The organism is Terriglobus roseus DSM 18391, assembly GCF_000265425.1.
Taxonomy (GTDB): Bacteria; Acidobacteriota; Terriglobia; order Terriglobales; family Acidobacteriaceae; genus Terriglobus; species Terriglobus roseus.
Window position 1 is genome coordinate 1,893,243 of record NC_018014.1, and the last position, 25,432, is coordinate 1,918,674.

Annotated in this window: 22 protein-coding genes and 1 tRNA gene; 13 read left to right on the forward strand and 10 right to left on the reverse strand. The window is 60.8% G+C overall.

Annotated features, from left to right (window positions below):
* Positions 1-91 precede the first annotated feature (91 nt).
* From TERRO_RS07960 to TERRO_RS07970, 3 genes are all read left to right on the forward strand, one after another.
* Positions 92-733, forward strand: coding sequence for an L-threonylcarbamoyladenylate synthase (locus TERRO_RS07960; protein ID WP_014785490.1), 642 nt, complete (start codon positions 92-94; stop codon positions 731-733).
* Positions 734-864: 131 nt separating this feature from the next.
* A complete protein-coding gene (locus TERRO_RS07965; protein ID WP_245536251.1) occupies positions 865-1,425 on the forward strand; it encodes a YdcF family protein in 561 nt (186 codons plus the stop codon).
* Between the two features lie 171 nt (positions 1,426-1,596).
* On the forward strand, positions 1,597-2,931 hold the full coding sequence (locus tag TERRO_RS07970) for a YncE family protein (protein WP_014785492.1): 1,335 nt from the start codon (positions 1,597-1,599) through the stop codon (positions 2,929-2,931).
* Positions 2,932-3,007: 76 nt separating this feature from the next.
* On the opposite strand, the gene TERRO_RS07975 is transcribed toward TERRO_RS07970, so the two are convergent.
* Complete coding sequence (locus TERRO_RS07975) at positions 3,008-3,943, reverse strand: anti-sigma factor (protein WP_014785493.1); 936 nt, start codon at positions 3,941-3,943, stop codon at positions 3,008-3,010.
* A complete protein-coding gene (locus tag TERRO_RS07980) occupies positions 3,940-4,473 on the reverse strand; it encodes a sigma-70 family RNA polymerase sigma factor (RefSeq protein ID WP_041593136.1) in 534 nt (177 codons plus the stop codon). The genes TERRO_RS07975 and TERRO_RS07980 overlap by 4 nt, the downstream gene beginning before the upstream one ends.
* 233 nt (positions 4,474-4,706) lie before the next feature.
* On the opposite strand from TERRO_RS07980, the gene TERRO_RS07985 reads away from it, so the two are divergent.
* Both TERRO_RS07985 and TERRO_RS07990 read left to right on the forward strand, forming a co-directional pair.
* Positions 4,707-5,510, forward strand: a complete 804-nt coding sequence (locus TERRO_RS07985; RefSeq protein WP_014785495.1) for a TlyA family RNA methyltransferase — start codon at positions 4,707-4,709, stop codon at positions 5,508-5,510.
* A gap of 19 nt (positions 5,511-5,529) precedes the next feature.
* Entirely contained in the window at positions 5,530-6,384 is an 855-nt protein-coding gene (locus TERRO_RS07990; protein ID WP_014785496.1) for an NAD(+)/NADH kinase, read from the forward strand.
* A gap of 69 nt (positions 6,385-6,453) precedes the next feature.
* Here TERRO_RS07990 and TERRO_RS07995 read toward each other — a convergent pair.
* From TERRO_RS07995 to rfbF, 4 genes are all read right to left on the reverse strand, one after another.
* Positions 6,454-6,530, reverse strand: a tRNA-Arg gene (locus TERRO_RS07995).
* An 84-nt stretch (positions 6,531-6,614) separates the two neighbouring features.
* On the reverse strand, positions 6,615-6,881 hold the full coding sequence (locus tag TERRO_RS08000; protein WP_014785497.1) for a hypothetical protein: 267 nt from the start codon (positions 6,879-6,881) through the stop codon (positions 6,615-6,617).
* A gap of 38 nt (positions 6,882-6,919) precedes the next feature.
* A complete protein-coding gene (gene rfbG, locus TERRO_RS08005; RefSeq protein WP_014785498.1) occupies positions 6,920-8,023 on the reverse strand; it encodes a CDP-glucose 4,6-dehydratase in 1,104 nt (367 codons plus the stop codon).
* Complete coding sequence (gene rfbF, locus TERRO_RS08010; RefSeq protein ID WP_014785499.1) at positions 8,008-8,778, reverse strand: glucose-1-phosphate cytidylyltransferase; 771 nt, start codon at positions 8,776-8,778, stop codon at positions 8,008-8,010. Before rfbF ends, rfbG begins: the two co-directional genes overlap by 16 nt.
* Positions 8,779-8,885: 107 nt before the next feature.
* Between rfbF and rfbH the strand changes: the two genes are divergently transcribed.
* The 7 genes from rfbH (at position 8,886) to TERRO_RS08045 (ending at position 16,733) form a co-directional block, all read left to right on the forward strand.
* A complete protein-coding gene (gene rfbH / locus TERRO_RS08015; RefSeq protein WP_014785500.1) occupies positions 8,886-10,226 on the forward strand; it encodes a lipopolysaccharide biosynthesis protein RfbH in 1,341 nt (446 codons plus the stop codon).
* A 72-nt stretch (positions 10,227-10,298) separates the two neighbouring features.
* Complete coding sequence (locus tag TERRO_RS08020) at positions 10,299-11,096, forward strand: aldolase/citrate lyase family protein (RefSeq protein ID WP_014785501.1); 798 nt, start codon at positions 10,299-10,301, stop codon at positions 11,094-11,096.
* A 12-nt stretch (positions 11,097-11,108) separates the two neighbouring features.
* A complete protein-coding gene (locus TERRO_RS08025; protein ID WP_014785502.1) occupies positions 11,109-11,816 on the forward strand; it encodes an SDR family oxidoreductase in 708 nt (235 codons plus the stop codon).
* Entirely contained in the window at positions 11,800-12,876 is a 1,077-nt protein-coding gene (locus TERRO_RS08030) for a 3-dehydroquinate synthase (protein ID WP_014785503.1), read from the forward strand. The genes TERRO_RS08025 and TERRO_RS08030 overlap by 17 nt, the downstream gene beginning before the upstream one ends.
* Complete coding sequence (locus TERRO_RS08035; RefSeq protein ID WP_014785504.1) at positions 12,873-14,669, forward strand: thiamine pyrophosphate-binding protein; 1,797 nt, start codon at positions 12,873-12,875, stop codon at positions 14,667-14,669. The genes TERRO_RS08030 and TERRO_RS08035 overlap by 4 nt, the downstream gene beginning before the upstream one ends.
* Entirely contained in the window at positions 14,670-15,719 is a 1,050-nt protein-coding gene (locus TERRO_RS08040) for an NAD-dependent epimerase/dehydratase family protein (protein ID WP_014785505.1), read from the forward strand.
* Positions 15,720-15,746: 27 nt separating this feature from the next.
* Positions 15,747-16,733 carry an alpha/beta hydrolase gene (locus TERRO_RS08045; RefSeq protein ID WP_014785506.1) on the forward strand — a complete coding sequence of 329 codons (987 nt, stop codon included), beginning with the start codon at positions 15,747-15,749 and terminating at the stop codon, positions 16,731-16,733.
* Between the two features lie 272 nt (positions 16,734-17,005).
* On the opposite strand, the gene TERRO_RS08050 is transcribed toward TERRO_RS08045, so the two are convergent.
* The 3 genes from TERRO_RS08050 to TERRO_RS08060 all read right to left on the reverse strand — a co-directional run bounded on the left by TERRO_RS08050 (position 17,006) and on the right by TERRO_RS08060 (position 22,562).
* The gene (locus tag TERRO_RS08050) at positions 17,006-18,238 is read right to left on the reverse strand and encodes an FtsX-like permease family protein (protein WP_014785507.1); all 1,233 of its coding nucleotides are present in this window, start codon (positions 18,236-18,238) and stop codon (positions 17,006-17,008) included.
* Positions 18,239-18,534: 296 nt separating this feature from the next.
* Positions 18,535-20,394, reverse strand: a complete 1,860-nt coding sequence (locus TERRO_RS08055; RefSeq protein ID WP_245536253.1) for an SMP-30/gluconolactonase/LRE family protein — start codon at positions 20,392-20,394, stop codon at positions 18,535-18,537.
* A 326-nt stretch (positions 20,395-20,720) separates the two neighbouring features.
* Positions 20,721-22,562, reverse strand: a complete 1,842-nt coding sequence (locus tag TERRO_RS08060) for a SpoIVB peptidase S55 domain-containing protein (RefSeq protein ID WP_169315294.1) — start codon at positions 22,560-22,562, stop codon at positions 20,721-20,723.
* Between the two features lie 118 nt (positions 22,563-22,680).
* Here TERRO_RS08060 and TERRO_RS08065 point away from each other — a divergent pair, with 118 nt between their 5' ends.
* Entirely contained in the window at positions 22,681-23,832 is a 1,152-nt protein-coding gene (locus tag TERRO_RS08065; protein ID WP_014785510.1) for a VWA domain-containing protein, read from the forward strand.
* 75 nt (positions 23,833-23,907) lie between these two features.
* Here TERRO_RS08065 and TERRO_RS08070 read toward each other — a convergent pair whose 3' ends face one another.
* Entirely contained in the window at positions 23,908-25,320 is a 1,413-nt protein-coding gene (locus tag TERRO_RS08070; RefSeq protein WP_157178290.1) for a sugar transferase, read from the reverse strand.
* Positions 25,321-25,432 lie beyond the last annotated feature (112 nt).

Sequence of the window (25,432 nt, forward strand, 5' to 3'; positions counted from 1 at the left end):
GGACGAGCCATCGCCGATGTGCTACCGTGCTGTTTTGGGCGCTGCTCTGCCGGTAGGGCAGGCTGCGCCGCTGTTTAGCCTTGGAGAGTGCATGTCGGCGGAGATGTTGCGGATGAACCCGGATGAGCCTGAAGCGGACCTGGTCAGGTACGTTGCCAGCTCACTTGAAAGCGGCATGGTCGTGGCGATGCCTACGGACACGTTCTACGGTCTCGCTGTCGATCCCGTGAACCTGCGTGCAGTCGAGCAGATCTACGAGCTGAAGACCCGCGCCAAGCACAAGCCGCTGTCGCTGCTGATCGCGAACCTTTCGCACGGCTACGAACTGGCCCGGGACATCGACACCGCGTTCGATCGCCTTGCGGAAAAATTCTGGCCGGGGCCTCTGACGATCATCGTCAAGGCGGGATCGCGCCTGCCGCTGCGTGTGACCGCACATACCGGCAACGTAGCGCTCCGCGTGCCCGAAGCACCCATTGCACGAGCCGTGGTGGAGAAGCTCGGCCTGCCCATCACAGCGACCTCCGCGAACCTGGCCGGTCAGCCGGAGTGCACCCACGCGCGCTGTGTCCGCGAGCAGCTTGGCGACAGGATCCCACTGATCGTGGACGGTGGCCCCACAGCGCGCACCGTACCCACGACGATCGTGGACCTGAGCGGCGGCGGCAACTCGTGGATGATTCTCCGCGAAGGTGCCATCCCGACTCACGAAATCGCGTTGGCATTGCAGTAACTGCGGGACGAGGACAACGAAGCGTTATGGCGGCAAGATCGCGAAAACGGCAAAGCAACGGAGGGCATCCCATCCGAACGCTTTTCATCGTCCTTTTTCTGGTCGCGAGTGTCTGGTTCGCCAGTCTGTACATGCGCATCGACCGTGTCGCCAATGAAGATCAGGCGCAGCCGTCCGACGCCATCGCAGTCTTCGGTGCGGCCCAGTACGTCGGGCATCCCTCGCCGGTATTCCACGCGCGGCTCGATAAGGTGGTATCGCTGTATCGCCGGGACATGGCCCCGCTCATCATCACGCTGGGCGGTTCGGCGGACGGTCGCACCGGACGGACGGAAGGTGGTGTCGGTCGCGATTATCTGCTTGCGCAGGGCGTGCCGTACGACCGGATCATTGCAGAGACGGAATCCATCGATACAGAGCAGCAGTCCGAGATTCTCGCCGATATCGCGCGGCAGCGTGGATGGAAGCGCGTTATCGTCGTGAGCGACGGCACCCACCTGTTCCGTATTCGTGCGCTATGCAGGCGGCAGGGCCTCAATGTACTGACCTCGCCGCGTGCCCCCTTCGGTAACCTCTCAGGATGGGGTCATTTTGAGCGTGTAGCTCACGAGATGCTCAGCTATACCTTCCTTCGTATGCACGTTGAGGCTGGATGGGCGAAGCGTTGGATGGAAGGCAGGGAAGAGTTCTAGAAACTATCGGCGGCCTGTAAAAATGCCTGGAAGATTGACTCCAAACGCATTGGCCAGCCGTCTACCGAGAAGGAAGTCTCCGCCAGCATCTGCGGAGGTGCCGACATTCTCTTTCATTCCGTTACAATGATGCTTGTTGGGGCCGCAGTGCTCCCAGTGCAGGAGCAGCGTTTGTTCTCAGTTCCACGTCAGGTAATTCGCGCGTCAGCCCTTTCGATGGGTTCGGTTGCGGCGGTATTTTTTCTTGCCGGTTGCGGCAATAACTATCGCCCGGTAGTCAGCGCCATCAACCCGGTCGGGCCGTCTTCTCAGCCCACCGTGTATGCAACGGCGCTCTCCGATCCCGGTAACGGCAAGAGCGGCCTCATCACGGTCGTCGATGTCTTCGGTGAGACGAACATCGCCAACGCGTATGTGGCGCCTGCGCCTTCGTACTTGGCGGTCGACCCGCTCGGTCAGTCATATGTGCTTCACAGCAACAGCGTGCTGGTGGATTCGTTCACAAGCGCCTCCGGTCTTATGACCAACATGGTGCGGCAGTCGTCGCTGGTGGCCGGCGCGGCGCCAACGCAGATCAATCCGACATCCGGCACCAGTGCCATCTACATTACGGAGCCCGGCCTGAGCCGCGTCTCCGTCCTGACGGGTGGTGCGCCGCCGACCGCTCGGCAGGATCTGCCGGTACCTGCGAATCCCGTTTATACGGTCGGCCTGTCGACTTCACCGCGAGTCTACACGCTAAGCCAGGGTTCCACGCCAGGCACCACGCTTGGAACCGCTACGGCGATCGAGAATGGCACGAACAACGTAATCTCAGCCAGCATCCCGGTCGGTGTTAGCCCAATCTACGGCATCATGACGGCGGATTCGCGTCGTGCCTTCGTCCTGAACACCAAAGGCAACGGTACCGGAAACGGCACGGTCAGTGTCATCAACGTGCAGGGCAATGTTCTCGATCGCACCATCGATGTGGGTGTGAATCCGATCTGGGCTGATCTGGCTCCGGCGGTGAATGAGATTGCGGTGCTGAACGCCGGAACCGCTACCACCCCCGGCACACTCAGCATCATTAATGTGGCCCTTTGCTCGCAGATTGCGCTAGGCGGCAACACGGCCTGCGATCCAACAAACCCGACGGATGCGGTCAACTTTGGCACCGTACTGGCGACCGTCCCGGTTGGACTAGGTCCAATACAGGTCGCAGTCCTGCAGGATCTGAGCAAGGCATACGTCGCGAACGCGACGGATGGCACCATCACTGTCGTGAACATGAACAGTATGGTTGCAACCAAAACGATCACCCTGCCAAGGCAGACCGATGCACAGGGAAATTCAGTTGCTGCTGCTCTGAACTGGATCGGCGCGGTTGCGGGTAATCCTACCGGCAAGGTGCTGGTCACCGCTTCGAACTCGCAGAACCTTTACATCATCCGCACGGACACCGATGTTCTGTCGGCAACGGTTCCTCTCCAGGGCAATGGCGTCTCGGTCCGTATCGCTCAGTAGTCTTCATCAAAATTCAACAGGAAAGGGGGAGCCGATTCGGCTCCCCCTTCTCGTTTCATTTGATCTTCTGATTGGTCTACGAGCCGATCATCAGGATGGGTAGTGTCGGCGTCTGTGAGCCGCCATCGTCTTCCATAGTTACACCGAAGGTGCTGGCCAGTACGCCCTTCGGCAGCTGCGGCAGGATTACGCTGGCATAGCCGCGCTCGTCAGGCTTGAAGGTGCCGGCTGGTATGGGCTGGCGGCCTTCGCCGACAGGGATCAGCCATAACTCATACGTTTTGGACGCCGGTAGCTGCTCCATGTTGGAGCCCTGGAATACCAACGATCCACTCTCTGCCAGATAGGTGACTCGCGCGGATGGAATCGGCTGCGAGTTCTGCTTGGTCAACTGGAAGCGCTGTGCCGCACCGGAGCGCAGCGTGTCGAGCACCTGCTGCGCCTTCGCCGAGTTTGTCGTAGCGCGTGCTGCGCTGGCGTTGACAAATGCGATCTTGTCCTGGAGATCTTGTGACCGGTGATACAGGTCGAATGTGCTGATTGCAAGGCCAGCTGCGACAGCCCAGCCCGCCCACGGCAGCATCACCCGAAGGATGCCGCGGCGTGGTGCCTCGTTCTCCTCATCGTCGTCATAAGACCGCAACGGAAGAGGTGCGTCGTGCGCGGGCGTGCGGCTATCGACATCGAGGGAAGTCAGACCGCGCTCGCTCGCCTCGCTGATCGGCACAGCGGTCTGCGACGACTGTGCAGCACGATTGATTGGTGTCGGAGCGGGCGCAGCCTTCTTCTCGCGCGCCACCTCCTTCATCAGGCGCTGGCGTGCTAACGCAGGCGGTGCCACTGATTCTGCCGACAGGGCGAGCAAGGCAAGGTCGCCGCGCACATTGGCAAGCTCCGTGCGCGCCTCAGGCGACTGCTGCAGGAAGCTCTCAAGGCGAGTCTGCTCTTCTGGTTCCAGAAGCTGCATTGCGTAGAGATAAAGATCTTCGGCTGTGACCGGCTGATTACTCACGCTTGCATCGCCTTTCTGAGAACCAGCAGAGCGCTGCGAATCCGCGTCTTTACCGTACCCAGTGGGTCACCGGTAAGCTCTGCAATCTCGGAATGGGTCAGGCCATCAAAGAAGGCCATTTCGATCACCTTGCGCTGTTCTGCAGGCAGCCCTGTGATGACGCCGCGTGCGCGCTCCATCATTACGGTGCGCTCGGAGTCTTCAGCGAGGTTGAAAGGCGAAGCAAGCACGATGTCCTCTACGGAATCCGACGGCTTGCGGCGGCGCAGGGAATCGATGGAGCGGTTACGGGCGACCACCGCGAGCCACCCACCGAGTGATCCTCGTGTGGAGACAAAACTCTCGGGTTTACGCCAGATTTGCATAAAAATGTCTTGCAACACGTCCTCGGCTGCAGCCGGATCGCGCAAGACGCGCAGCGCGACCGAATACACAACCCTGCTATAGCGGTCGAAGATGGTCGCCATAGCGCCCTCATCGCCCCGCTGAATTGCTCGGAGCAGAATTCCGTCATCGTTTGACGGCGTCATCTCGCTCTCTCTGACGAAAGAACGCGCGAACGGCTCCTGTGGATTGGGCCGCGGCGTGATGTCACCGAACGAAAAGTCGGAAGGAGGCATATTTGTTGACAGTGTGAAGCGCGGTGTTAGCGATGAACGTCCCCGCCGTCTCCGGCAGATGTCGTGCGTCGCAAACCTCCCGATGAGTGTAACCCGTCGTCACGATCTTTGTGCATTTGAGAGGATGGAAAGAGGCAGGGTGCATGGCTAAGCAACGGTTGGACAAGGTAATGGTGGAGCGTGGCATGGTCCCGTCGCGTGAGCGCGCGACGGGATTGATCCTTGCGGGCCGAGTCCTCGTGGCAGAGCAGAAGGTCACCAAGGCGGGTGCCGCCGTGGATCCCGAAGCAGCCATTCGGATTCTGGGCGAGGAGATGCCCTTCGTCAGCCGGGGAGGTCTTAAGCTGCGTGGCGCACTCGATCGTTGGAGCATCGATCTGACCGGCCGTCTGTGCGTCGACATCGGCGCTTCCACGGGCGGTTTCACCGACTGCATGCTGCAGGCCGGTGCGGCGGCCGTACTGGCGGTCGACACGGGCTATGGGCAGATGCATATGTCCATGCGCAACGATGCGCGTGTCCGCCTGATGGAGCGAACGAACGCGCGTCTGCTGGAACCGGGCGCGTTGGTTTTAGAGGCCGCCGCGCTGGCCCACTCCATCTCGCCACCTTTGCCACCGGATTTGGCCCCAAGTTTCTTCGCCATGGACGTCTCCTTCATCTCCGCCACGCTGGTGGTGCCTGCCGTGGTGCGTTCACTGGCTGCGGCGGGGCTGCAGTGGAAGGGCGAGGCGGTAACGCTGGTAAAGCCGCAATTTGAGGCGGGCCGTGAATGGGTCGGCAAGGGAGGCATCGTGCGCGATCCCGCGGCCTATGACATCGCAATCGACCGCGTCCGCGGTGCTGTCGCGGAGGCAGGCGGTGAAACGATTGATGTTTCTGACTCACCGATTACAGGTGCGGAAGGGAATCGCGAGTTTCTGCTATACGCCCGATTCGGCGGCTGACCGAAGTACACTTGTGCCTATGCCGTACGTCGCAATCATCTCCAAGCCGCAGAAGCCGGAACTCGTAGAACTGCTTCCTGAGCTTGTGAAGTGGCTTGAAAGCCATAACTACACGCCTGCTCTGGATGAAACCAGCGCAGAGTACATGGGCCAGCAGGGATTGGCACGCGAAGCGATGCCGAAGCTGTGTCCAGAGCTGGTCATCGTCCTCGGTGGCGACGGCACGCTCCTCTCGGCCGCACGTTCCTTCGCAAGAACTGACACGCCAATTCTCAGTGCCAACCTGGGTTCGTTAGGTTTCCTAACGGAAGTTCCTCTCTCCGAGCTCTACAAGACCCTCGACGCGTGGCGCGAAGGCTCATGCAAAGTGGACGAACGCGGCATGATGCACGCAGAACTGATGCGCGACGGTGGAGTCTTTCAGGCGTGGGACGCACTGAATGATGTCGTCATCGCCAAGGGCGCGATCGCTCGCATGGGCGATTACATCATCGAGCTTGGCGGCCAGCTGGTCGCACGCTTTCGCGCCGACGGCATCATCGTCTCCACACCGACTGGTTCGACTGCCTATAACCTCGCGGCCAACGGCCCCATCGTGATGGGGACCGTGAATGCAATGATCGTCACGCCCATCTGCCCGCACTTGCTGACACTTCGGCCGATCGTTGTGCCCGGCGACACGGAGGTCCGCGTCTATGTGGAAGGTATTGCCGATCAGACCTATCTGACCGTGGACGGCCAGGAGGCCGTGGAACTGAAACTGCACGACCAGCTTCGCTGCAGACAGTCGAAGTATCGCGTGCGGCTTGTCCGGCTCGGAGAGCACGGTCTCTTCAACGTTCTGCGATCCAAATTGAAGTGGGGAGAGCGGTAGGGAACGGCAACTTCTGGACTGATTGCACCAAAGAGAAAAGGCCCCGTGAGGGGCCTTTTCGAGATTGTATGGTGCACCCGGAAGGATTCGAACCTCCGACCTATTGGTTCGTAGCCAATTGCTCTATCCAGCTGAGCTACGGATGCACACAGTCGCTTCAACACCGTCGAAACGCGCTTACTCAAGATACCAAGAGAGAGGCTTCGTTGCAACTCCAACGCTGTGGATTGTTATGCCTGCACCACCGCAGGATCATCCTGCTCGAGCGGCTCTTCTGGCGAAGGTGCATCGACGATCTCGATGCCAGCGCGACGCAGCAGTTGCCGCACGACAGGCTCATTCAAGCGTGTTGCGTCGTACTCGATGCCGATGGTGCCAGCGCGCTCGTCGAGCGTGACGCGGCGGATGCCGTAGACCTCGCGAATGCTCGCAAGGGCCAGCACGGAACGCTCGCTGGGAGCCATGGCGAAGTGGAACAGAACGTCAACGGTGGTCATGGGTGCAGGATACCAGTTCAGCGTTAGGGACTTGAGTTTCAGACGCCCGTTGTGAGCAGCGTCTCATAGTCAGAAATCTGTTTCAGCGTCAGTGCCTGCATGTCTTCCCCCGCAGCCTGTGCGCGGTACCAGCGAACGAGCCACTCCAGGGTCGTATCCATGCGCAACGCAGGGCGCCATCCGAGATCGGCACGCGCCTTCGACGCGTCCAGTTTCAGGTAGCCGGCTTCGTGCACGCCGGGGTCCGGATCGAGCGCCCACTGTGCTCCGTCGCCCCAGACGTCCACCATCTTTTCCACGATGCGCGATACAGGCCACGCGTCATCATCCTGCGGGCCGAAGTTCCAGCCCGCGGCTGCGGACGAGTTGCCCTTGTAAAGCTCTTCAGCCAACCGCATATAACCCCAAAGCGGTTCCAGCACATGCTGCCATGGACGGATGCTTTTCGGACGGCGGATGCGTACGGATTCACCCCGCAAGAAGCCACGGACCAGGTCCGGCAGCAAGCGGTCATCCGACCAATCGCCGCCGCCAATTACATTCCCTGCACGACCGGTCGCGATGCCGCACCGATGCTGATCGAAGGTAGCCACATTGAAGAACGACTGACGATAGGCCGCCGTCACAATCTCCGCACATGCCTTCGACGAGGAGTAGGGGTCGTAGCCGCCCAGCGGATCGCTCTCGCGGTAGCCCCACACCCATTCCTTATTCTCGTAGCACTTGTCGGTTGTTACAGAGACGACCGCACGCACGCTGGGCGTCTTGCGGACTGCCTCAAGCACGTTTGCTGTCCCGATCACATTGGTTTTGTACGTCAGCAGGGGATCGACGTATGAGAGACGCACCAACGGCTGCGCGGCCATGTGGATCACGATCTCCGGCGCGAACTCCGTCATGCTCGCCGTGATCTTTTCTAGATCGTTGATGTCACCGCGTGTGTCTTCGATGACGTCGCCGATTTTCGCAACATCCAGCAGATTCGGCGTGGTGTAGGGATCCAGAGCATAGCCACGCACGTTCGCGCCCAGCTTGGCCAGCCAAAGTGCAAGCCAGCCGCCCTTGAAGCCGGTGTGGCCGGTCAGAAATACACGGCGGCCGTTCCAAACAGCCTTATCCGGAGCGGTTACCAGAGCTTCCACGGAGCCTTACCTTTCGACCACAATTCTTCCAACTGGTGCTTGTCGCGCAGCGCGTCCATCGCCTGCCAGAAACCGTGATGGAAGAACGCCTGTACCTCACCTTTTGCAACCAGGGCTTCCATCGGTTCGCGCTCAAACATCCAGTCATCGTTCTTTACCTCATCCAGAACGCGAGGATTCAGGACGAAGAAGCCGCCGTTGATCCATCCACCCTCATCCTTGGGCTTTTCCTGGAAGGCATAAACGTGTGAGTCTTTCAGACCGAGTGCACCGAAACGCGCGCTCGGCTGAATGGAAGTCAGCGTTGCTTCCTTCCCGTGCGACTTATGAAACTCGATCAGTTCCGTAATATTCACGTCGCTGACGCCGTCACCATAAGTCATGCAGAAGGCTTCGTCCTCACCCAGGTACTGGCGGATCCGACGCAAACGCCCGCCCGTGCCGGTACTCTCACCGGTATCTACCAGCGTCACCTTCCAGGGTTCAGCGACAGATTGATGTACGGTCATAGCATTGTTCTGCATATCAAAAGTCACATCAGACATGTGCAGGAAGTAATTCGCGAAATACTCCTTGATGACATAGCCCTTGTATCCGCAGCAGACGATGAACTCGTTAATGCCGTAGTGCGAATAGATCTTCATGATGTGCCACAGAATCGGCCGACCACCGATTTCCACCATCGGCTTGGGGCGCAGGCCCGTTTCTTCGCTCAATCGTGTGCCAAGCCCGCCGGCAAGTATGACTGCTTTCATGCTTCCTCATCCTGGGGTTAATCTTCGGCCAAAACCCGCCCGAACTAAGAGTACGACAGGCAGCCAGATGCGTCCGGCAGCCGTCTCCTGTAAGCTACAGGATATTCATGACGGATAAAGCACAAGCCCTTCGTAAGCAGATTCTGGACCTGGTTGAGGCGTACCACGCAGAAGCTTTCCCCCCGAAAGACTTCGTCCCTAACGCCAGCAATGTTCCTGTCTCCGGAAAGGTAATTGACGCGGCCGACATCAGTGCCGTCGTCGATTCTGCCCTGGACTCGTGGTTCACTACGGGCCGCTGGGCAAAGGACTTTGAGCGCAAACTGGCACGCTTCGTCGGCGTCCGTTCCGCGTCGCTGGTCAACAGTGGCTCTTCCGCCAATCTGGTCGCATTTTCCGCGCTGACTTCTCCCAAACTGGGTGACCGGCAGATTAAGCCGGGCGATGAAGTCATCACGGTCGCCGCAGGCTTCCCGACCACGGTGAACCCGATCATTCAAACCGGCTGCATTCCCGTATTCATCGACATCGCATTGCCCAGTTATGAGGTGGATGTCGCCCTGCTGGAAGCAGCACGTTCTGAGAAGACGCGCGCCGTCATGATCGCGCACACGCTTGGCAACTGTTTTGATCTGGAGGCCGTCTCGGCCTTCTGCAAGAAGTACAACCTATGGCTGGTTGAGGATTGCTGCGACGCACTTGGTGCCACCTTCAATGGCCGCATGGCGGGTTCGTGGGGCGATATCGCAACCGTCAGCTTTTACCCCGCTCACCACATCACCATGGGCGAGGGAGGTGCTGTGTTGACGGACAAGCCGGCACTGCAGGTTCTCATCGACAGTTACCGCGACTGGGGTCGTGACTGCTGGTGCGAACCCGGCGTGGATAACACCTGTGGCAAGCGTTTCGATTGGCAGCTAGGCACGTTGCCCTGCGGCTACGATCACAAGTACACGTACTCGCACATTGGCTACAACTTGAAGGCGACCGACATGCAGGCTGCACTTGGCGTCTCCCAGATTGCCAAGCTGCCCAAGTTCATCGCGAAGCGCCGCAAGAACTTCGATTACCTGAAGGCCGCTTTGCAGCCCGCTTCCGAGTGGCTGATGCTGCCGGAAGCAACTCCTGGTTGCGATCCCAGCTGGTTCGGGTTCGTGATTGGCGTCCGTAAAGATGCTCCCTTCACGCGCGATCAGCTTACTGCTGCGCTCGAGGCAGCAAAGATCGGCACACGCCTTGTCTTTGCCGGCAATCTGACGCGTCAGCCGGCCTACCAGGACGCCGAGTTCCGCGTTGTGGGCGAGCTCCCGAATACTGACTTTGTCATGAACAACGTCTTCTGGGTCGGCGTCTTTCCGGGCCTGACTGAGGTTATGCTGGACCACATCGTGAACACGATTATCACGTTCTGCAAGCAGAGCAAGATGCTGCCGATCGCATCGAAGTAGCTGCAGGAAATCACTCGGTGGGTGGCTTGAACCACCGCACACTGCAAGGCACGACATAAGGACGGACACTGAATGAATGCGCGCGAACGCAAGATGCTCGACTTGTTGAAGAAGGGCAGGGACGACTTCGGTTACCTTGCCGTTAAGGCGGAGTACGAAGCGGAAGGCACGCGCGTCGACGAGTTGTTGCGCCTTGTCGAGATCTGCCGCAAGGCAGGCCTTGAACTGGCAGTTAAGATCGGCGGCTGCGAGGCAATGCGCGACCTGATGGAGACCAAGCAGATTGGCGTGGACTACATCATTGCTCCGATGATCGAAAGTCGCTACGCCCTCTCGAAGTTCGCGGAAGCCGTTGACAAGGTTTACCCGAAGGAAGAGCAGGATGACACGGACTTCCTCTTCAACCTCGAGACGATCAACGCCTTCAACGTGCTCGACGAGATGGCCGACTATGCTGCAGCCGCTCCTGAGATTGCCGGTATCGTCTTTGGCCGCGTTGATTTCTCCCTGTCCGCCTCTCTTGGCCGCGACGCCATCAATGGTCGCGAAGTTACCGACTATGTTCTAAAGACCGCAGCTGCCGCAAAAGCGCGTGGCCTCGATCTCGTGGTCGGCGGCGGCGTTTCCAGCGATTCGATTCCCGTCCTCAGAGAGATGGTAGCTGTCCACTTGACCCGTTTTGAGACCCGTAAGGTCATCTTTGACGGACAGGCAGCGAACGCTCAGCACATCGATCAGGGACTGCTGAACGCAGTTCACTTCGAACTGCTGTGGCTCCTCAATAAGCGCGAGTACTACGGCTCCATCGAGAAAGAAGACTCGAAGCGCATCGATATGCTGGAAAAGCGCTGGGCTGTCCTCAACTCGTAGGTGGACCTGGGCATGAGCCATCGCTTCCTCGTATTCGGCGCCAGCGGCGCCATCGGCAATGCGCTGGTGGCGTCCGCTGTGGCGCGGGGATGGGAAGTGACATCGGTTGCACGTCACTGTCCCGCCGGGGTCGATGGTGTTACCTCGATCGCCTATGATCCTTTTGACGGGACCAGCTTCGCCACTTCTTCCTTAGCAGAAGCCGGTCCATTCGACTCCATTTGCTGGGCACAGGGCGCGAACGTCAACGACAGCATCGCTGACGTCGACGTGGAAAAGCATCTAGAAATCTACCGGGCGAATTGTCTTTATATCTTGGTCTCATTGCAGGGCCTGATGAATGCCGGTCTCCTGCGTTCGCCTGCAAAGCTCTGCGTCATCAGTTCCATCTGGCAAAACCTTGCACGGCAGTCGAAACTCACCTACTGCATGACGAAAGCTGCGGTAGAGGGAATGGTCCTATCGCTCTCTGCAGACCTCGCAGCGGATGGCCATCTGGTCAATGCGGTGCTTCCAGGAGCGCTGGAGACGCCGATGACTCGTAAGAATCTCTCGACCGAGCAGATCGATCGTCTGACGTCTGCGACACAGTTCGGACGACTGCCATCTCTTGAAGATGTAAGTGCCGCTGTGCTCTTTCTATGTTCGCCGGAAAATACCGGCATCACCGGCCAGTTCATCGCGGCCGATTTAGGATTCAGCCGTGTCCGCATCGTTTGATATTCAGTCGGCTACCGGCACTTACAACGTCACGGTAGAGAGTGGTTCGTTCGCTCAAACACTTGCGGGAATGCAAGACGCAGCCGTGATCGCCGACGCCTTTTTTAAGCCTGCCCTTGCCGGCATTGGTATCGATGCAATCTTCGTCGAGGCAATCGAAAGCAACAAGTCTCTCGACGCATCTCCCGCTCTCATCGAACAGATGCGCAAAGCCGGCGCAAACCGCTCGACGCACATGGTCGCGGTCGGCGGCGGCATCATTCAGGATCTGTCCGCCTTCATCGCGTCGGTGTACATGCGAGGTCTCCGCTGGACTTACATGCCAACCACGGTGTTAGCGATGGTCGACTCGTGCATCGGCGGTAAGTCATCGATCAACGTAGGTCCCTATAAGAACCTGGTCGGCACCTTCCACTCCCCGGAGCGTGTCTGGATTGACCCTGCGGTCATTGCGACGCTGCCTGCTGATCAACGCGCAAGCGGACTCATCGAGGCGGCAAAGATCACCTTCTGCAGAGGGGCCGAGGCGTTCGAAGAGCACCTGGCATGTGGACCGTCCGTCGATATGGACCCCGCTGCTCTCGAACGGCTTATCATCAACAGCCTGCATTCGAAGAAGTGGTTTATCGAGATCGACGAGTTCGATCGCAAGGAACGGCTTCTCCTGAACTTCGGCCATACCTTCGGTCACGCCATCGAAGGCGCGTCACACTTCGGTATCGCCCATGGGATTGCGGTTGGCATTGGCATCGAATGCGCCATCGCCTTTCAGGAAAACGCCGGTGTTGACTACACCGCAGTCCCGCGCGTAGCAGCGTTGCGGCAACATCTGCGGGACATGATCGGCAACGATCCAACGGTTCTAGGGCACCTTCGCGAGTTATCAGTGGACGACGTTTTGCAGCGCTTTGTCTCGGATAAGAAACACGGGAAAGACTTCTACGCGCTGATCCTGATCGCGCCGGATGGCAGTGTGATCCTGAGCAGGGAACCGCGTACTGAGGCAACGCTTGGAAGTGTGCGGCGTGCCGTGGAAGAGATCATAGAGGCATACGTATGAAGAAATATTCTGACTTGATGGCCGACTGGCTCGTCGATCTTGGCTACACGCATTGTTTCTTTCTGGGTGGCGGCAACATCATGCACCTGTTGGAGAGCTGCAGCCATCGCTTTACCTGCATTCCCGTAGTGCATGAAGTTGCGGCAGGTATCGCGGCCGAGTACCTCACAGAGCTCGGTGAAGGCAAGCGAGCCTTTGCGCTCGTAACAGCAGGACCAGGCTTCACAAATGTCGTCACTGCGATGGCCGCGGCGTTCCTCGAAAGCCATGAGCTGCTCGTGATTGGCGGCCAGGTAAAAGTTGCAGACCTGTCGCTAGGACGAGTGCGGCAGCGTGGTATTCAGGAAGCCGACGGCGTTGCGTTAGCAACGCCGATCAGTGTGAAGTCTGTCCTGATGGACAGGGTCATCGACCAGCGAGAATTCAACGCATGGACACAGGCAGGCAGCTCCGGTCGTAAGGGCCCCGTCTTCGTTGAAGTGCCTCTGGATGTGCAAGGTACCTCCGTGGACGAAGTCACCCTGAGCAATGCAGAGCGCGCCGCGCCAACAAATCCGTTGCCATCCGCAACCGCTGCACAGATCGCAGAGATCAATCAGTTATTGGAACGCGCAGAGCGCCCGGTCGTACTGCTTGGTGGTGGCATAGATCGCAGACTTGTGCGTTCGCTCTTGCCGCAACTGGAGAAGGCCAAATTACCTCTCATGGTGACCTGGAACGGCATGGACCGAGTGCCATCCGATCATCCCTACTACTTCGGAAGGCCGAACACCTTCGGCCAGCGCTCCGCCAACATCATTCAGCAACAGGCCGATCTTGTCATTGCTCTCGGCACACGTCTCGGGCTGCAGCAGACGGGCTTCAACTGGCAGCAGTTTGCTCCGATGGCGAAAGTGGTTCAGGTGGAAATCGATGAGCGTGAACTCACGAAGGGTCATCCTCGCGTCGACCTCCCAGTGCTTGGCGACGCGAACGAAGTTCTGCGCGAACTGAGTTCCGTCACGCCTGGGAACTGGTCCGAATGGATCGACTTTGCGCGGATGGTCCGTCGGGAAGTGCCGCTTGTCGATCCGCAAAACGTAACAGCTTCCGGATACCTCTCTCCCTTTGAGTTCAATGACAAGCTTTCTGCGATCGCGAACGGCGACGACATCGTCATCCCGTGTTCCAGTGGTGGTGCGTACACTTCCGCGATGCAGGTATGGGAGCTGAAGCGAGGCCAGATCTCCCAGACGACCAAGGGATTGGCTTCTATGGGATACGGTTTGGGCGGCGCAATCGGGGCCGCACTCGCCTGGCCTGAGCGCCGCACTATCCTGATGGAAGGTGATGGTGGCTTCTCGCAGAACCTGCAGGAGCTTGGTACTGTTCGAGCGCAGAAGCTGAACCTTAAGATCTTCATCAATGACGATCACGGCTACGCGTCGATCCGTATGTCGCAGATCAATTACTTCAAGGGGCATTACGTCGGGTGCGATATCGAGACTGGTCTCGGTCTCCCGGACTGGAACCTGCTCTTTCCTGCGTACTCGATTCCTGTCATGACGCTGAAGCCCGGCTTTGAGACGGACCCGGAATTCCTGCAACGCTTCAACACTCCCGGTCCCGCAGCGTTCCTGGTCAGTGTCGATCCGAAGCAGACCTACTTCCCCAAGATCATGAGCCGCATTACCGAGGCCGGCAGCATGGAGTCGAATCCGCTGCACTTCATGTCGCCTGACCTTGAGCCGGAAGTTGCTGCGAAGGTCTATCGCTACATCAGTGGCGATACCGGTGCGAAGGTCACGAAGTAGATGATGGCCGCGAAGCCCATCCCGGAGAGCGATCTGGCGGCAATTCTTGCTGCTACAAGCGAGCTCTGGGAGACGCTGCGCGGTCGCAGCATCTTTATGACGGGGTGCACCGGAACCTTCGGCGCATGGCTGCTGGAGAGCCTTAGCTACATCAATCGCGCGCTCGATCTGCGAGCCAGCGCTGTCGTCCTGTCGCGTCGTCCTGAGGCTTTCCGGGCGAAGATGCCACACCTCTTCGCGGACGATCTCATCACGATGCATGCGGGCGATGCGCGCGACTTCAGCTTTCCCGCGGGCGAGTTTCCGTTCATCATCTGCGGTGCTACGGAAGCGAGTGCGAAGCAGCAGGCGGAGCAGCCTGTGGAGATGCTTTCCACCATCCTGCGTGGCACGGAACGCACGTTGCAGTTTGCAGCGCAAAGCGGCTGCAAGCGATTGCTGCTTACAAGTTCTGGCGCTGTCTACGGCCGGCAGCCGAGCGATCTGGTTCATCTGCCCGAGAGTTACACCGGCGCGCCGGATTCTACGGACTTCAACTCCGTTTACGCGGAGGGCAAGCGCGCCAGTGAACTGATGTGCGCTGTCTACGGTCGGCAGTACGGTTTCACGACCGTCTTCTCGCGGGCGTATGCGATCGGCGGTCCGCATCTGCCGTTGGACATGCACTTCGCGCTTGGCAACTTCATCCGCGACGCCTTGGCCGGCGGTCCGATCCGCATCGGTGGCGACGGGACGCCGACGCGGTCGTACCAGTACGGCGGCGATCTTGCTGCCTGGCTGTGGACGATGCTCTTTCGAGCACCGGATCGCGCTGCTTACAACACTGGTTCCGGCGAGAGCCTTTCCATCCTGCAGCTCGCTCAGGCGGTTCGCGACGCGCTTGACCCATCGATTGCGATCGATGTCGCGAAGGAGCCGGTCGCGGGCGCGCCTGTCTCGCGCTACGTTCCATCGGTCGAGAAGGCTGAGAGGGAACTGGGACTTCGCAACATCGTACCGCTCGACGAGATCATCCGCCGCACGGCTCGCTGGTACGGCTGGCAGGGTTAGCGGCTGGCGTGTAGGCTGGTCTCTCGTATGAAGACCTCCAAGGTACTCGCCTCCGTCTGCGCCGGTATGTTGCTTGCCGTCGGCGCTTCTGCTCAGACCCCTGCACCGACTGCCGCTGCCGCCGCCGCTCAGGCTGCTGCCGGCAAGTTCACTCCCAGCTTTCCGCCGCCGCCTGGCATGACGATCATCGCTCCGCCGGATGGTCACGCGTGGACTCCGCTCTGGCCTGCCGGCGCTCCGGGTGCGCTTGGGACCGAGGAGGCCGATGTTCCGGCTGTCAGTGTCTTCCTGCCTCGTGTGAACCCGACGAAGACGGTCGTCGTCGTCGCTCCCGGCGGCGGCTACACGCACCTGGCGCTGGGGCATGAGGGCTACGAGGTGGGTGAGTGGCTCAGCCAGCATGGTGTCGCGGCGGTTGTGCTGCGGTACCGGTTGGGACCGAAGTATCACCATCCCATCGAGCTCGGCGACTCGCAGCGTGCGGTCCGTTATGCTCGGGCGCATGCAGCCGAGTGGGGCGTTGATCCGGTGCACGTCGGCATGTGGGGTTTCTCAGCGGGCGGGCATCTGACCGCGACTGCCGGGACGCACTTCGATGCGGGCAATGCTGCTGCGACCGACGCGGTCGATCGCGTCTCCAGCCGGCCGGACTTCCTGATCCTTGCGTACCCGGTGATTTCATTCGATCCGGCGGTGATGCATGCTGGATCACGCAAGTATCTGCTGGGCGATAAGGAGTCGGACCCGACGCTGATCGCGCTTCTTTCGGATGAGTTGCAGGTGACGCCGCAGACGCCACCGACCTTCCTGTTCAGCACGAGTGACGATGCGACGGTGCCGGTCGCGAACTCGATCCTGTTCTACTCGGCGCTGGTGAAGGCGAAGGTGCCGGCAGAGCTGCACATCTACAAGCATGGTGCGCATGGCGCAGGACTGGCCCTGGCCAACCCGGAGCTTCGATCATGGAGCGAGTTGCTGTTCCAGTGGATGAAGTCAAACGGGTGGGCTCAGTAGCACCCACCCCCCCCGCAAAACCCGTAAAAATCAGATTCTAAAGAAGTTGACGTTTCCCGAAACGGTAAAAATTAGATTCGAAAGGGGTTACGGGTAAAAATTAGATTCCAAAAGACTTACGCGAAAAAGGCAACCCGAGAGGGCTGCCCTTCTTGCTTCTATCTCTATTGTAACGAATCGCGCTGATTTTCCCGCCACCCGTAAGTTACTTGCATCATTGGGCTTACGCGATTTGGGGCTTGACAGCATTTCGAGCACGCCGCAGCCATGCGCTACTCGTATCGGAGAGCCTCCGCTGGCAGGATCTTCGCCGCGGACGAGCTTGGGTAGAGCGTTGCCAACAGTGACACGGCGAGCGAGACGAAGGCGACCAGAACGCCATCGATCGCGCGGGGTGCGAAGGGCAGGTAGTCGATGGAGTAGACCTGCGCGGAGAGCTGGATGAAGTGGTAGTGGCCGCCGATCCATGAGAGGCCGTAGCCGAGCACCAGGCCGATGATGGTGCCGCTGAGTGAGATGAGCAGCCCCTGCGCCAGGAAGATGCGGCGCACCTGGTCGGGACGGACGCCGAAGCTCATCAGGACGGCGATGTCGCGGGTCTTTTCCATGACGAGCATGGTCAGAGCGATCAGGATATTCAAGGCTGCAACGCAGACGATGAGCGCGATGACGATGAATGTTACGACACGCTCCAGTGCCAGCGCGCGGAAGAGTTCGCGGTTCTGATCCATCCAGTTCGTCGCCTGGAAGCCGGGGCCTGCGGCCTGTTCGATCTCGCGGGCGATCGTGTCGGCGTGATACAGGTCGTCGACCTTAAAGCTGATGACGGAGATCAGGTCGGGCTCCGAGAAGAGACGCTGTGCATCGGTCAGGCGGATGAAGCCGTAGCTGGAGTCGTACTGGTAAAAGCCGGAGTGGAAGATGCCGACGAGCTGAAATCGCTGGTACTTTGGCACGATCCCGAGCGGTGTGAGTTCGCCCTGCGGGCTGGTGACGAGTACCGTATCACCGACGCCCGCACCGATGTTCTCGGCGAGGTCTGATCCGAAGACGACCGGTGGTAACGGGGTCGGTGCAGGGTTGTCGAGCGGAGCTGCTGAGCCGGACTTCACGGTCTGCAGCAGATCCGTAACTGTCTTCTCCTGCGCCGGGACGACGCCTTTCAGGAGGCCTCCGCCGGAGCGTGCGCCACGGGAGATGAGGACCTGGCCGTAGAGGCCGGGGGCCGCTGCGGTGACGTGTGGCAGGTGCCGCATGCGTTCGACGAGCGGCCGCCAGTCGCGGATGCCGTCGGAGGCGGCCTTCATCAGGTCGACGTGTGCGGTGGAGCCGAGGAGGCGCGACTGGAGATCTCTCCGCATGCCGTTGGTGATGGCGAGCGCGATGATCAGCGAGGCTACGCCGGCGGCGACTCCGAGGACCGAGATGGCTGTGATGACACCGATGACGGCTTGCCGGCGCTTGGCGCGGAGATAGCGGGCGGCGATGAAGAGCTCGAAGCGCATGGGTTGGTTTCAGTATCGCTTAGGTGGGAAGGGCCGGGGCTGAAGCCCCTTGTTTGTTGGTCGGTTCTTCAGGGGACTGAAGGCCCCTGCCTTCTCCGGTTCGCGCTTTGCGCGAATTCCCACTCATGACGATGGAGCTGTCATGAATGGGGCACCCGGATTTGTGCCGCTTGAGGGTCTGTAAAAAGCGGTTCGAGCTTTGCTCGAAGAACCCACCCTTTCGCGATGAAGCCGCGAAAGAGTGGGGCACCCGGGTTCGGTGCCTCTCCGATCTCTCTACGTACTGGTCAGTGTTCTTAGCGGGCGATGGCTTTTACGCTTACGGCGTTTTCGTTGCGGTCGAAGACTCGGATGGCGATGGTGTGTTCGACGGTGCCGGTGACGGCGGCGGTGAAGTCGTAGTGTTCGGACTTGCTGTCGCTGAGGGCGCCGGTGGGTTCGAGGTACTGCCATGGGCCTGCGTCGACGGAGTACTCCGCGTGGGCGATGGGGCTTGTGGCATCGGTTGCGTCGAAGGTGGTGTGCAGCTTGCCGTCGCGCACGGTTGCGGCCAGAGTGCCGGGAACGGGTGGCGTGGTGTCTACGGTGAAGGGGGCTGAGACGCGATTCGCCGTGAGCGTGTCAGCGTCGGAGTGGACGGGACCGTCGCTGGCGGTGACACGCAGTTCGTACTCACCGTCGGGCAGCAGGGCGCTATCAAAGCTGTAGGCGCGGTCGCTGATCTTGTCCTTCAGGCGATGCCAGGTCTGCTCGTGTACGTCACGGAAGTCCACGGCGAACATCATGTCGTCGTTGTTGGGATCGTGTGCGAGCCAGCGTGCCGTGACGGAGTTGCGATCGCGCTGCGCGACCAGCGGCGGTACGCCTGTCTCTGCCTGGGAGAGAGCGGGTGCGGCCGAGGGTGCTCCGCGGAATCCCACGAGCACGTTCGCGGATGGGGCTGCAGCGCCGTTGGTGCCGGTGTAACGCGCACCGGGCTGCACGACGATGTCGTCCACCTGCGGTGGCAGATTGCGCGGCAGATAGTTCATGGTGACGGAGCGGAGTTGCGCCCCGGGCCGTAGCACGGCCTTCCACTGAAGGTAGCGGGCAGCGGGCGCGGGCAGCGGCGTCTGGTTGGCAGTGACGGGTTTCCAGTCGGACCACAGGTTGCCAAGGGTGTCGCGCGGGTTCTCCACGTTGCCGGAGCGCACGAAGAGATCGATGCCGGCGGGGGAGCCGGTGACTTCCGCACGACCCCAGCGGGTGGTGGTCTCTGCGTCGAAGACGTCGGAGGTGTAGCTGGCGTTGGCGGCGACGACGTCCGAAATCTGAAGGATCTTGCCGCTGTTCGCAGTAGCCATCACGATGCCTGCGGCGGACGGCGCCATGGCCGTGACCTGGCTGGCCTCAGTGTGTGCGATGTCCGTGTAGACGCCTGCATTCTCCGTGTCCACACGATAGACGCGGCCGCGATTGCCGGTGCCGGCGTAGAGCGCGCCGTTGCGCACGGCGAGCGCGTAGACCACGTCTTCACGCAGCGCGACCAGCCGCAGCGGTGTGCCGTCGGGTGCGATGCGGTAGATCTCGGAGCCGTCGGGGACGATGGAGTTGTTGTTGGCGGAGATGGTGGAACCGGGTTGCAGGATGGTGATCGACACCGTCTGCTGGCCGGACGCGGGTAACGGCGGCAGCGCGGGTGGGCGGCGGTCGCCGACGGCGGCTGCGTACAGGTTGTCGGCGGCGTCGAGCGCCATGGTCGTGATCTCGTGCTTTGGTGCGGCGTAGAGCGCGAAGGGCTTACCGTCCGGGCTGATGCGATAGACGATGCCTGCGCCGTCGGAACCGGCGTAGACCGTGCCGTCGGGTGCGACAAGCATGGAGCGGATGTGCTGATCGCCGGAGTGGAAGAAGACGGTCGGCTTGGGTGCGGCGGTGGGGGCTGCACCACCGAGCTTCACACGGAAGATGGTCGCGGGAGCACCGGCAGCGATGAGCAGGTCCCCATCTTTTGCTAAAGCAAGGCTCCAGAGATACTTTGGCTTTTCCGCGGTAGTTGTTGCATCGAAAACTACTTCCGGCGTTCCGCTGGAGCGAACTCGGTAGACCTTGCCGTCGGGCGAAGTGGCCGCAAGGATGCTGCCATCCGGCAGCGGCAGGACCGCCTGGACGTTCAACTCCTTGAAGGAGGCGGCGGTGGTGATGGCGCCTTTGTCGTCGATCCTGAGGAGTTGCGAGCCGCCCGAGGCGGCGCCGGTACCGGCGTAGAGACTGTTGCCGCTGCTGGCGAGCGACCAGAGAAAGGTGGCCTGGGTGCTGGCGACGGAGCGCAGAGTGGGCGCCGCTTCCAGGCGACCGTCATTGCGGACGGCGATATTGCTGGGCGTGCCTCGCTCGAACTCTTCGTAGCGGCTTACGGTCCACTGTCGCGTCCCCTGCGCGGCAAGCGGCAGGGCGGCGGTCAGCGAGAGGAGCAGGGCGGCGGTGTATCGGATGGCGGGCCTCAGCGAATGCGGATGGTGACGACTTCAGCGCCGGAGAGTTCGGCGTCAGCGGGTGCGGAGCCGGCTTCGGCAGCCGTCTCCGACGTGAAGGATATCTGCCGGGTGCCGCGCAGTGGCTGCAGCACGTTGGCGATGGAGGGCGGCAGGGACGGCAGCGCGGCGGCGGCGGTCACACCCTGTGTCTGATGATCGAGCAGCGTGACCCAGACGCGGTCGTTGGCATGGCTGCGGTTGAGCTGCGCGACGGTGTCAGTCAGGCCAAGCGGTTGTGTTCCCGCGTTTGCCGGCGGACGGAGCAGGCGGTCGAGCGAGGCGCCGTCGCTGACGAAGATGCGCAGCGGCCCTTCGGTCAGCGTGGTGGGCAGCGTGACCGGAATGCGAAGGACGCGCGTCTGCTGCTGGAAGGGGCGGATGGTCGCCTCTAGGGTGATAGTGTCGCCTGGGTTCGCTTCGTTGGTGCTGAGGCGGACGGTTTCGATCTCAGCCGATTCGCGATGCGAGACGGCCATTGCTTCGATACGGATGCTGTCGATGTGCGGCTTTGCGAGATCGTTGCCGTAGATCGCCATGAAGCGGCCTGCAAAATACTGCGTGGCGGCGGAGGCGGCAGAGACGCCGTCGGCGGACGCGAAGGTGTTGCTCAGACGGATGGAGCCGGCGTTGGCGAGAGCGATCTCGCCGGTCAGGTGCAGGCTCATGTCGTTTGCGGCGATGTTGGTCTGGTTCAGCGACTGGTAGACGGCGGCCAGCATCACCTGCGGCGTGAGCTGCCGGTTATCCAGTACCTCAAAGTGCAGCGACTGCGCGGGCAGGTTGCTGCCGGGCGCCGGCGTCACGGCGACGCTGACGGGGATCATGCGGGCGGTGCGGCCGAAGGTTCCGGCGACGGCGTTGGCGCGGTCCTGCGTGAAGCTGCCGACGGTCTCGGTGGTGTTGACGATCTTGAAGGCGTTCATGGGCGAGGGCAGCGTGGCTAATACCTGCGCCTTGGTCATGGGGATGGAGACGTCGCCGAACTGGGTGATGGGGTGTCCGCAGGCGAGTAGCTGGTGCGCGTCGACGTAGGTTACGGTGCAGGTGGCGGCGACGTTCAGGTCTCCGCGCGCAAGGACTGCGGAGACGGCTGAGCCGGGGATGATCGGCTCGGGTTGCAGGGTGTCCGGCGCGGCGGAACCGATGCCGTTGACGGGTTCCATGCCCATGGCGCGAAAGCCTTCGCCGTAGCGCGTGACCGTCTCGGCAGAGAAGCCGTTGAAGACGAGTGGCGTGTCGATGGGGTGGATCTGGATGTTGGGATCGGTCGCAGCCGGAGCAGGTGCAGCGCCTTGGGTCTTGCCGAGGGGCACCGCGATGCCGGGGTCAACCAGCGCGGGCAGGTCGCGCACCTGGAACATGCTGCCGATGGGCGTGATGCCGCAGATGGGTTCTTTGCTGAACTGACCGATGCGGTAGGAGACGGCTCCAAGCAGCTTGCCGTCGATGTAGACAGGCGAGCCGCTCATCCCGGCGACGACGCCGGTGAACTCGGGCTTGGTGCCGTGCAGGCGGGCCAGGATCATGTCCTGGCCGGGGCCGATGGCGTCCTTCAGGCGGCCGAGTATTTCAACGTCCATGGGTTCGGGGTCGACGCCCTCGAAGACCGTCCAGGCGGTGCCGTGCAGGCCGCGCTTGACGTCGGCGAAGGGGAAGATTTCGGCGGTCTTCGGCGGTGCGGTGGCCGCTGCCTGGGCGCTTGCTGCAGGGGATGCGAGGAAAGCCGAGGCGAGCGTGAGTGCGCACAACGGCGCTGCCAGAAGAGGCAGTTGCGATGCGGGCGCGGTAGCCTTTCGGCGGGGATTCACGTCTACCAGAGTAGGGCCAAGCGTATCCCGTGCCAAGTCATACCCGTTGGTCATACGATATGGACGCACGCCGACAGGTTTACGCTTAGTCAGCAGCATCGCAACGGAGACCCTCGCTTTGAATGCAACCCTCAAGACCCTGACAGCCGCCGCGATCGGCGCCATGCTGTTTGCCGGCACCGCATCCTTCGCGCAGACCACACCGCCGCCACCCCCCACGGACCAGGGCGGACCGCAGCAGGACAACAGTCCCGTCATCCTGAAGAAGAAATCACAACAGAACCCCCAGGATGAGCCGCCACCGCCGGCCGAGGAGCAGGAGAAGGTCAAGAACCCGAAGGGGCTTGAGAACTACTCCATCCGCGTGGATGTGCCGGTCGTCACGGTCGACGTCAGCGTGCAGTTGCAGAAGACAGGCCAGTTTGTCCCGGGCCTGAAGGGCGGCAACTTCAAGGTGACGGAAGACGGCGTTGAGCAGCGCGTGACCGACGTGCGCATGCAGCAGAAACCGATTACAGCCGTGCTGCTGCTGGAGTTCGCGGCGAATAGCTGGGCGTTCATCCAGGACATGCAGCAGTCTTCGTATGTGTTCTTCCGGCAGTTGAGGCCGGAAGACTACATCGCGGTCATCACGTATGACCTGCGCACACGCATCCTTACGGACTTCACGCAGGACAAGGGCATCACCGAGCAGGCGCTGCGCTCGCTGACGATTCCGGGCTTCAGCGACACCAACGAGTTCGATGCGCTCTACGAGACACTTGACCGCGTCAGCCGTATCGAAGGGCGCAAGTACATCATCCTGATCTCAAGTGGTCGCGACACGTTCAGCAAGCTGAATCTCGACCAGATCTATAAGAAGGTCAAACAGTCGCAGGATGTGACGATCTACACGATCAGCACGGGTGGACTCGCTCGCGAACTGACGGATGCTCGCGGCGGCATGGGCGGTATGCAGCGGATGAACTACCTGCAGGCAGACAACCAGATGCGGACGTTCTCATCGATGACAGGCGGCCAGTCGTACTTTCCGCTCTTCCAGGGTGCGCTGCCGGAGATCTTCAACTCCATCAACGCGTCCATCCGCAACCAGTACGTGCTGAGTTACCGGCCGACAAACACCTCGCAGGATGGCACGTATCGCAAGATCAAGGTAGAGCTGGTGGACCGCGAAGGGCTGCCGCTGAAGATGATCGACGAGAAGGGCAAGCAGGTGAAGTACTCCGTGATGGCGCGTGACGGATATCGGGCACGCATGCCGGTGGAATAGCTTCTTCGACCAAGCAAGTAAAAGGGCCGGACATATGTCCGGCCCTTTTACTTGCTCTCAAGATTGAGACGTTGATCAAGCCGCGCCGCTGCCGCGCAGCACCGCTGGAAGCGTCTTCGCAAGGATCTCGACATCCATCAGCAACGTCCAGTGGTCGATGTAGCGCAGATCCAGGTCAACCCATCCGTCGAAGTTGAGGTTGCTGCGTCCGGAGACCTGCCATAGACCGGTCATGCCGGGCAGTACGCTGAAACGGCGCATGTGGCGTAGCTCCTGGAAGCGGGTGACGTCGCGCAGCGGCAGCGGACGCGGCCCAACCAGCGACATCTCTCCGCGCAGCACATTCACCAGTTGCGGCAACTCGTCGATCGATGTCTTCCGGATGATCTTTCCTATCCAGGTGATGCGCGGATCGCTCTTGATCTTGAACACGGGGCCCGCGTTCTCATTCAGGTGTTCGATGGCGGCCTGCTTCTTTTCGGCATCGACCACCATGCTGCGGAACTTGAACATGTAGAACCGCCGCTTGTTCAGGCCGTACCGCTGCTGCTTGAAGAAGACAGGACCCCAGTTGGTCAGTGGGATCAGGATTGCGACAACCAGGAACAGTGGCAGCAGAAGAATCAGGAGCACGCTGGCGATCACAACGTCGAACATCCGCTTGATGTGGCGGCGGCTGTCCTGGTGCGTCATCGTCAGGATCATGCGGCCTTCTTTTTCCTGAATGCCCTTGGCGACGGTGGTGACCACGATTTTCGTGGGGAACTGCGTCTGCACGCCGGCAATTTCAACGATCTCCGTAACGCGCTGGATCGTATCGTAGTGCGACTTCACGGGGAGACCGACGAAGACGTCGTCCACCGGTGTGTGCATCAGCAGCTCGGAGAGTGCCTCAATGTTGCCCAGCCACGGACCGATCTCGTCACTGCCATCCTGCTCGACGGTGTCGACAAACCCATAAATCTCATAGTCGTAGACGGTCGACTCCCGGAGGTCTTCCGCCAACTGCTGCGCAAGGTTTCCGCTGCCGACAACCACGGCAACACGCCGGGGACGTGCGTGCGCGTGAAATAGGACTGCGGACAGGCTTGCCACACCGCGACTGCTCATCAAAAAGACGAAGGACAGCACCATAAAGATGATCAGCGGTCTCACGATGTCCCCGCCGTAATGCCTTGCCATCAGCGCCGCCGCAGCAAGCGGCGTGGAAAGAGCCACACCACCGGCGACACGCCTCATCAGGTCCATGGTCGAGGTGCTCCGGTAAAGGCCAACGGCCCACAGGCAGAAACGCCAGATCAGCAGCGAAACGGCCAGCAGAAGCAGGTTTCGCACCGAGACCCGCAGTTCGAAGTAACGCTGAAAGTTATCGACGTGGCCCGGCATGTGTTCCGCCAGGTTCGCGAGTGCCAGCGCCAGCGAGAGCAATGCAAGATCGCTCCAGGCTAGTGCAGAAGAGTTGAAAATCCGTCTTGCAATGCGATGCATCTTGGGCATGATGTCCGTCAGACTGGAGCGTCCGCGAGGGGGAATAGCCGCCCGGGCTCCGATGGGGAAAGTGGGGTGCGAGGTGTTCATAGCGAGTGGGGACCTCCCTGTA

What these genes read in the sequence shown, in the direction of transcription:
- TERRO_RS08070 (WP_157178290.1), bottom strand. Translation starts at nt 25,320, where the DNA reads ATGCATCGCATTGCAAGACGGATTTTCAACTCTTCTGCACTAGCCTGG.
- TERRO_RS08045 (WP_014785506.1), top strand. Translation starts at nt 15,747, where the DNA reads ATGAAGACCTCCAAGGTACTCGCCTCCGTCTGCGCCGGTATGTTGCTT.
- TERRO_RS08040 (WP_014785505.1), top strand. Translation starts at nt 14,670, where the DNA reads ATGATGGCCGCGAAGCCCATCCCGGAGAGCGATCTGGCGGCAATTCTT.
- TERRO_RS07965 (WP_245536251.1), top strand. Translation starts at nt 865, where the DNA reads ATGCGCATCGACCGTGTCGCCAATGAAGATCAGGCGCAGCCGTCCGAC.
- TERRO_RS07990 (WP_014785496.1), top strand. Translation starts at nt 5,530, where the DNA reads ATGCCGTACGTCGCAATCATCTCCAAGCCGCAGAAGCCGGAACTCGTA.
- TERRO_RS07980 (WP_041593136.1), bottom strand. Translation starts at nt 4,473, where the DNA reads ATGACGCCGTCAAACGATGACGGAATTCTGCTCCGAGCAATTCAGCGG.
- rfbF (WP_014785499.1), bottom strand. Translation starts at nt 8,778, where the DNA reads ATGAAAGCAGTCATACTTGCCGGCGGGCTTGGCACACGATTGAGCGAA.
- rfbH (WP_014785500.1), top strand. Translation starts at nt 8,886, where the DNA reads ATGACGGATAAAGCACAAGCCCTTCGTAAGCAGATTCTGGACCTGGTT.
- TERRO_RS08035 (WP_014785504.1), top strand. Translation starts at nt 12,873, where the DNA reads ATGAAGAAATATTCTGACTTGATGGCCGACTGGCTCGTCGATCTTGGC.
- TERRO_RS08000 (WP_014785497.1), bottom strand. Translation starts at nt 6,881, where the DNA reads ATGACCACCGTTGACGTTCTGTTCCACTTCGCCATGGCTCCCAGCGAG.
- TERRO_RS08050 (WP_014785507.1), bottom strand. Translation starts at nt 18,238, where the DNA reads ATGCGCTTCGAGCTCTTCATCGCCGCCCGCTATCTCCGCGCCAAGCGC.
- TERRO_RS07960 (WP_014785490.1), top strand. Translation starts at nt 92, where the DNA reads ATGTCGGCGGAGATGTTGCGGATGAACCCGGATGAGCCTGAAGCGGAC.
- TERRO_RS07985 (WP_014785495.1), top strand. Translation starts at nt 4,707, where the DNA reads ATGGCTAAGCAACGGTTGGACAAGGTAATGGTGGAGCGTGGCATGGTC.
- TERRO_RS08025 (WP_014785502.1), top strand. Translation starts at nt 11,109, where the DNA reads ATGAGCCATCGCTTCCTCGTATTCGGCGCCAGCGGCGCCATCGGCAAT.
- TERRO_RS08020 (WP_014785501.1), top strand. Translation starts at nt 10,299, where the DNA reads ATGAATGCGCGCGAACGCAAGATGCTCGACTTGTTGAAGAAGGGCAGG.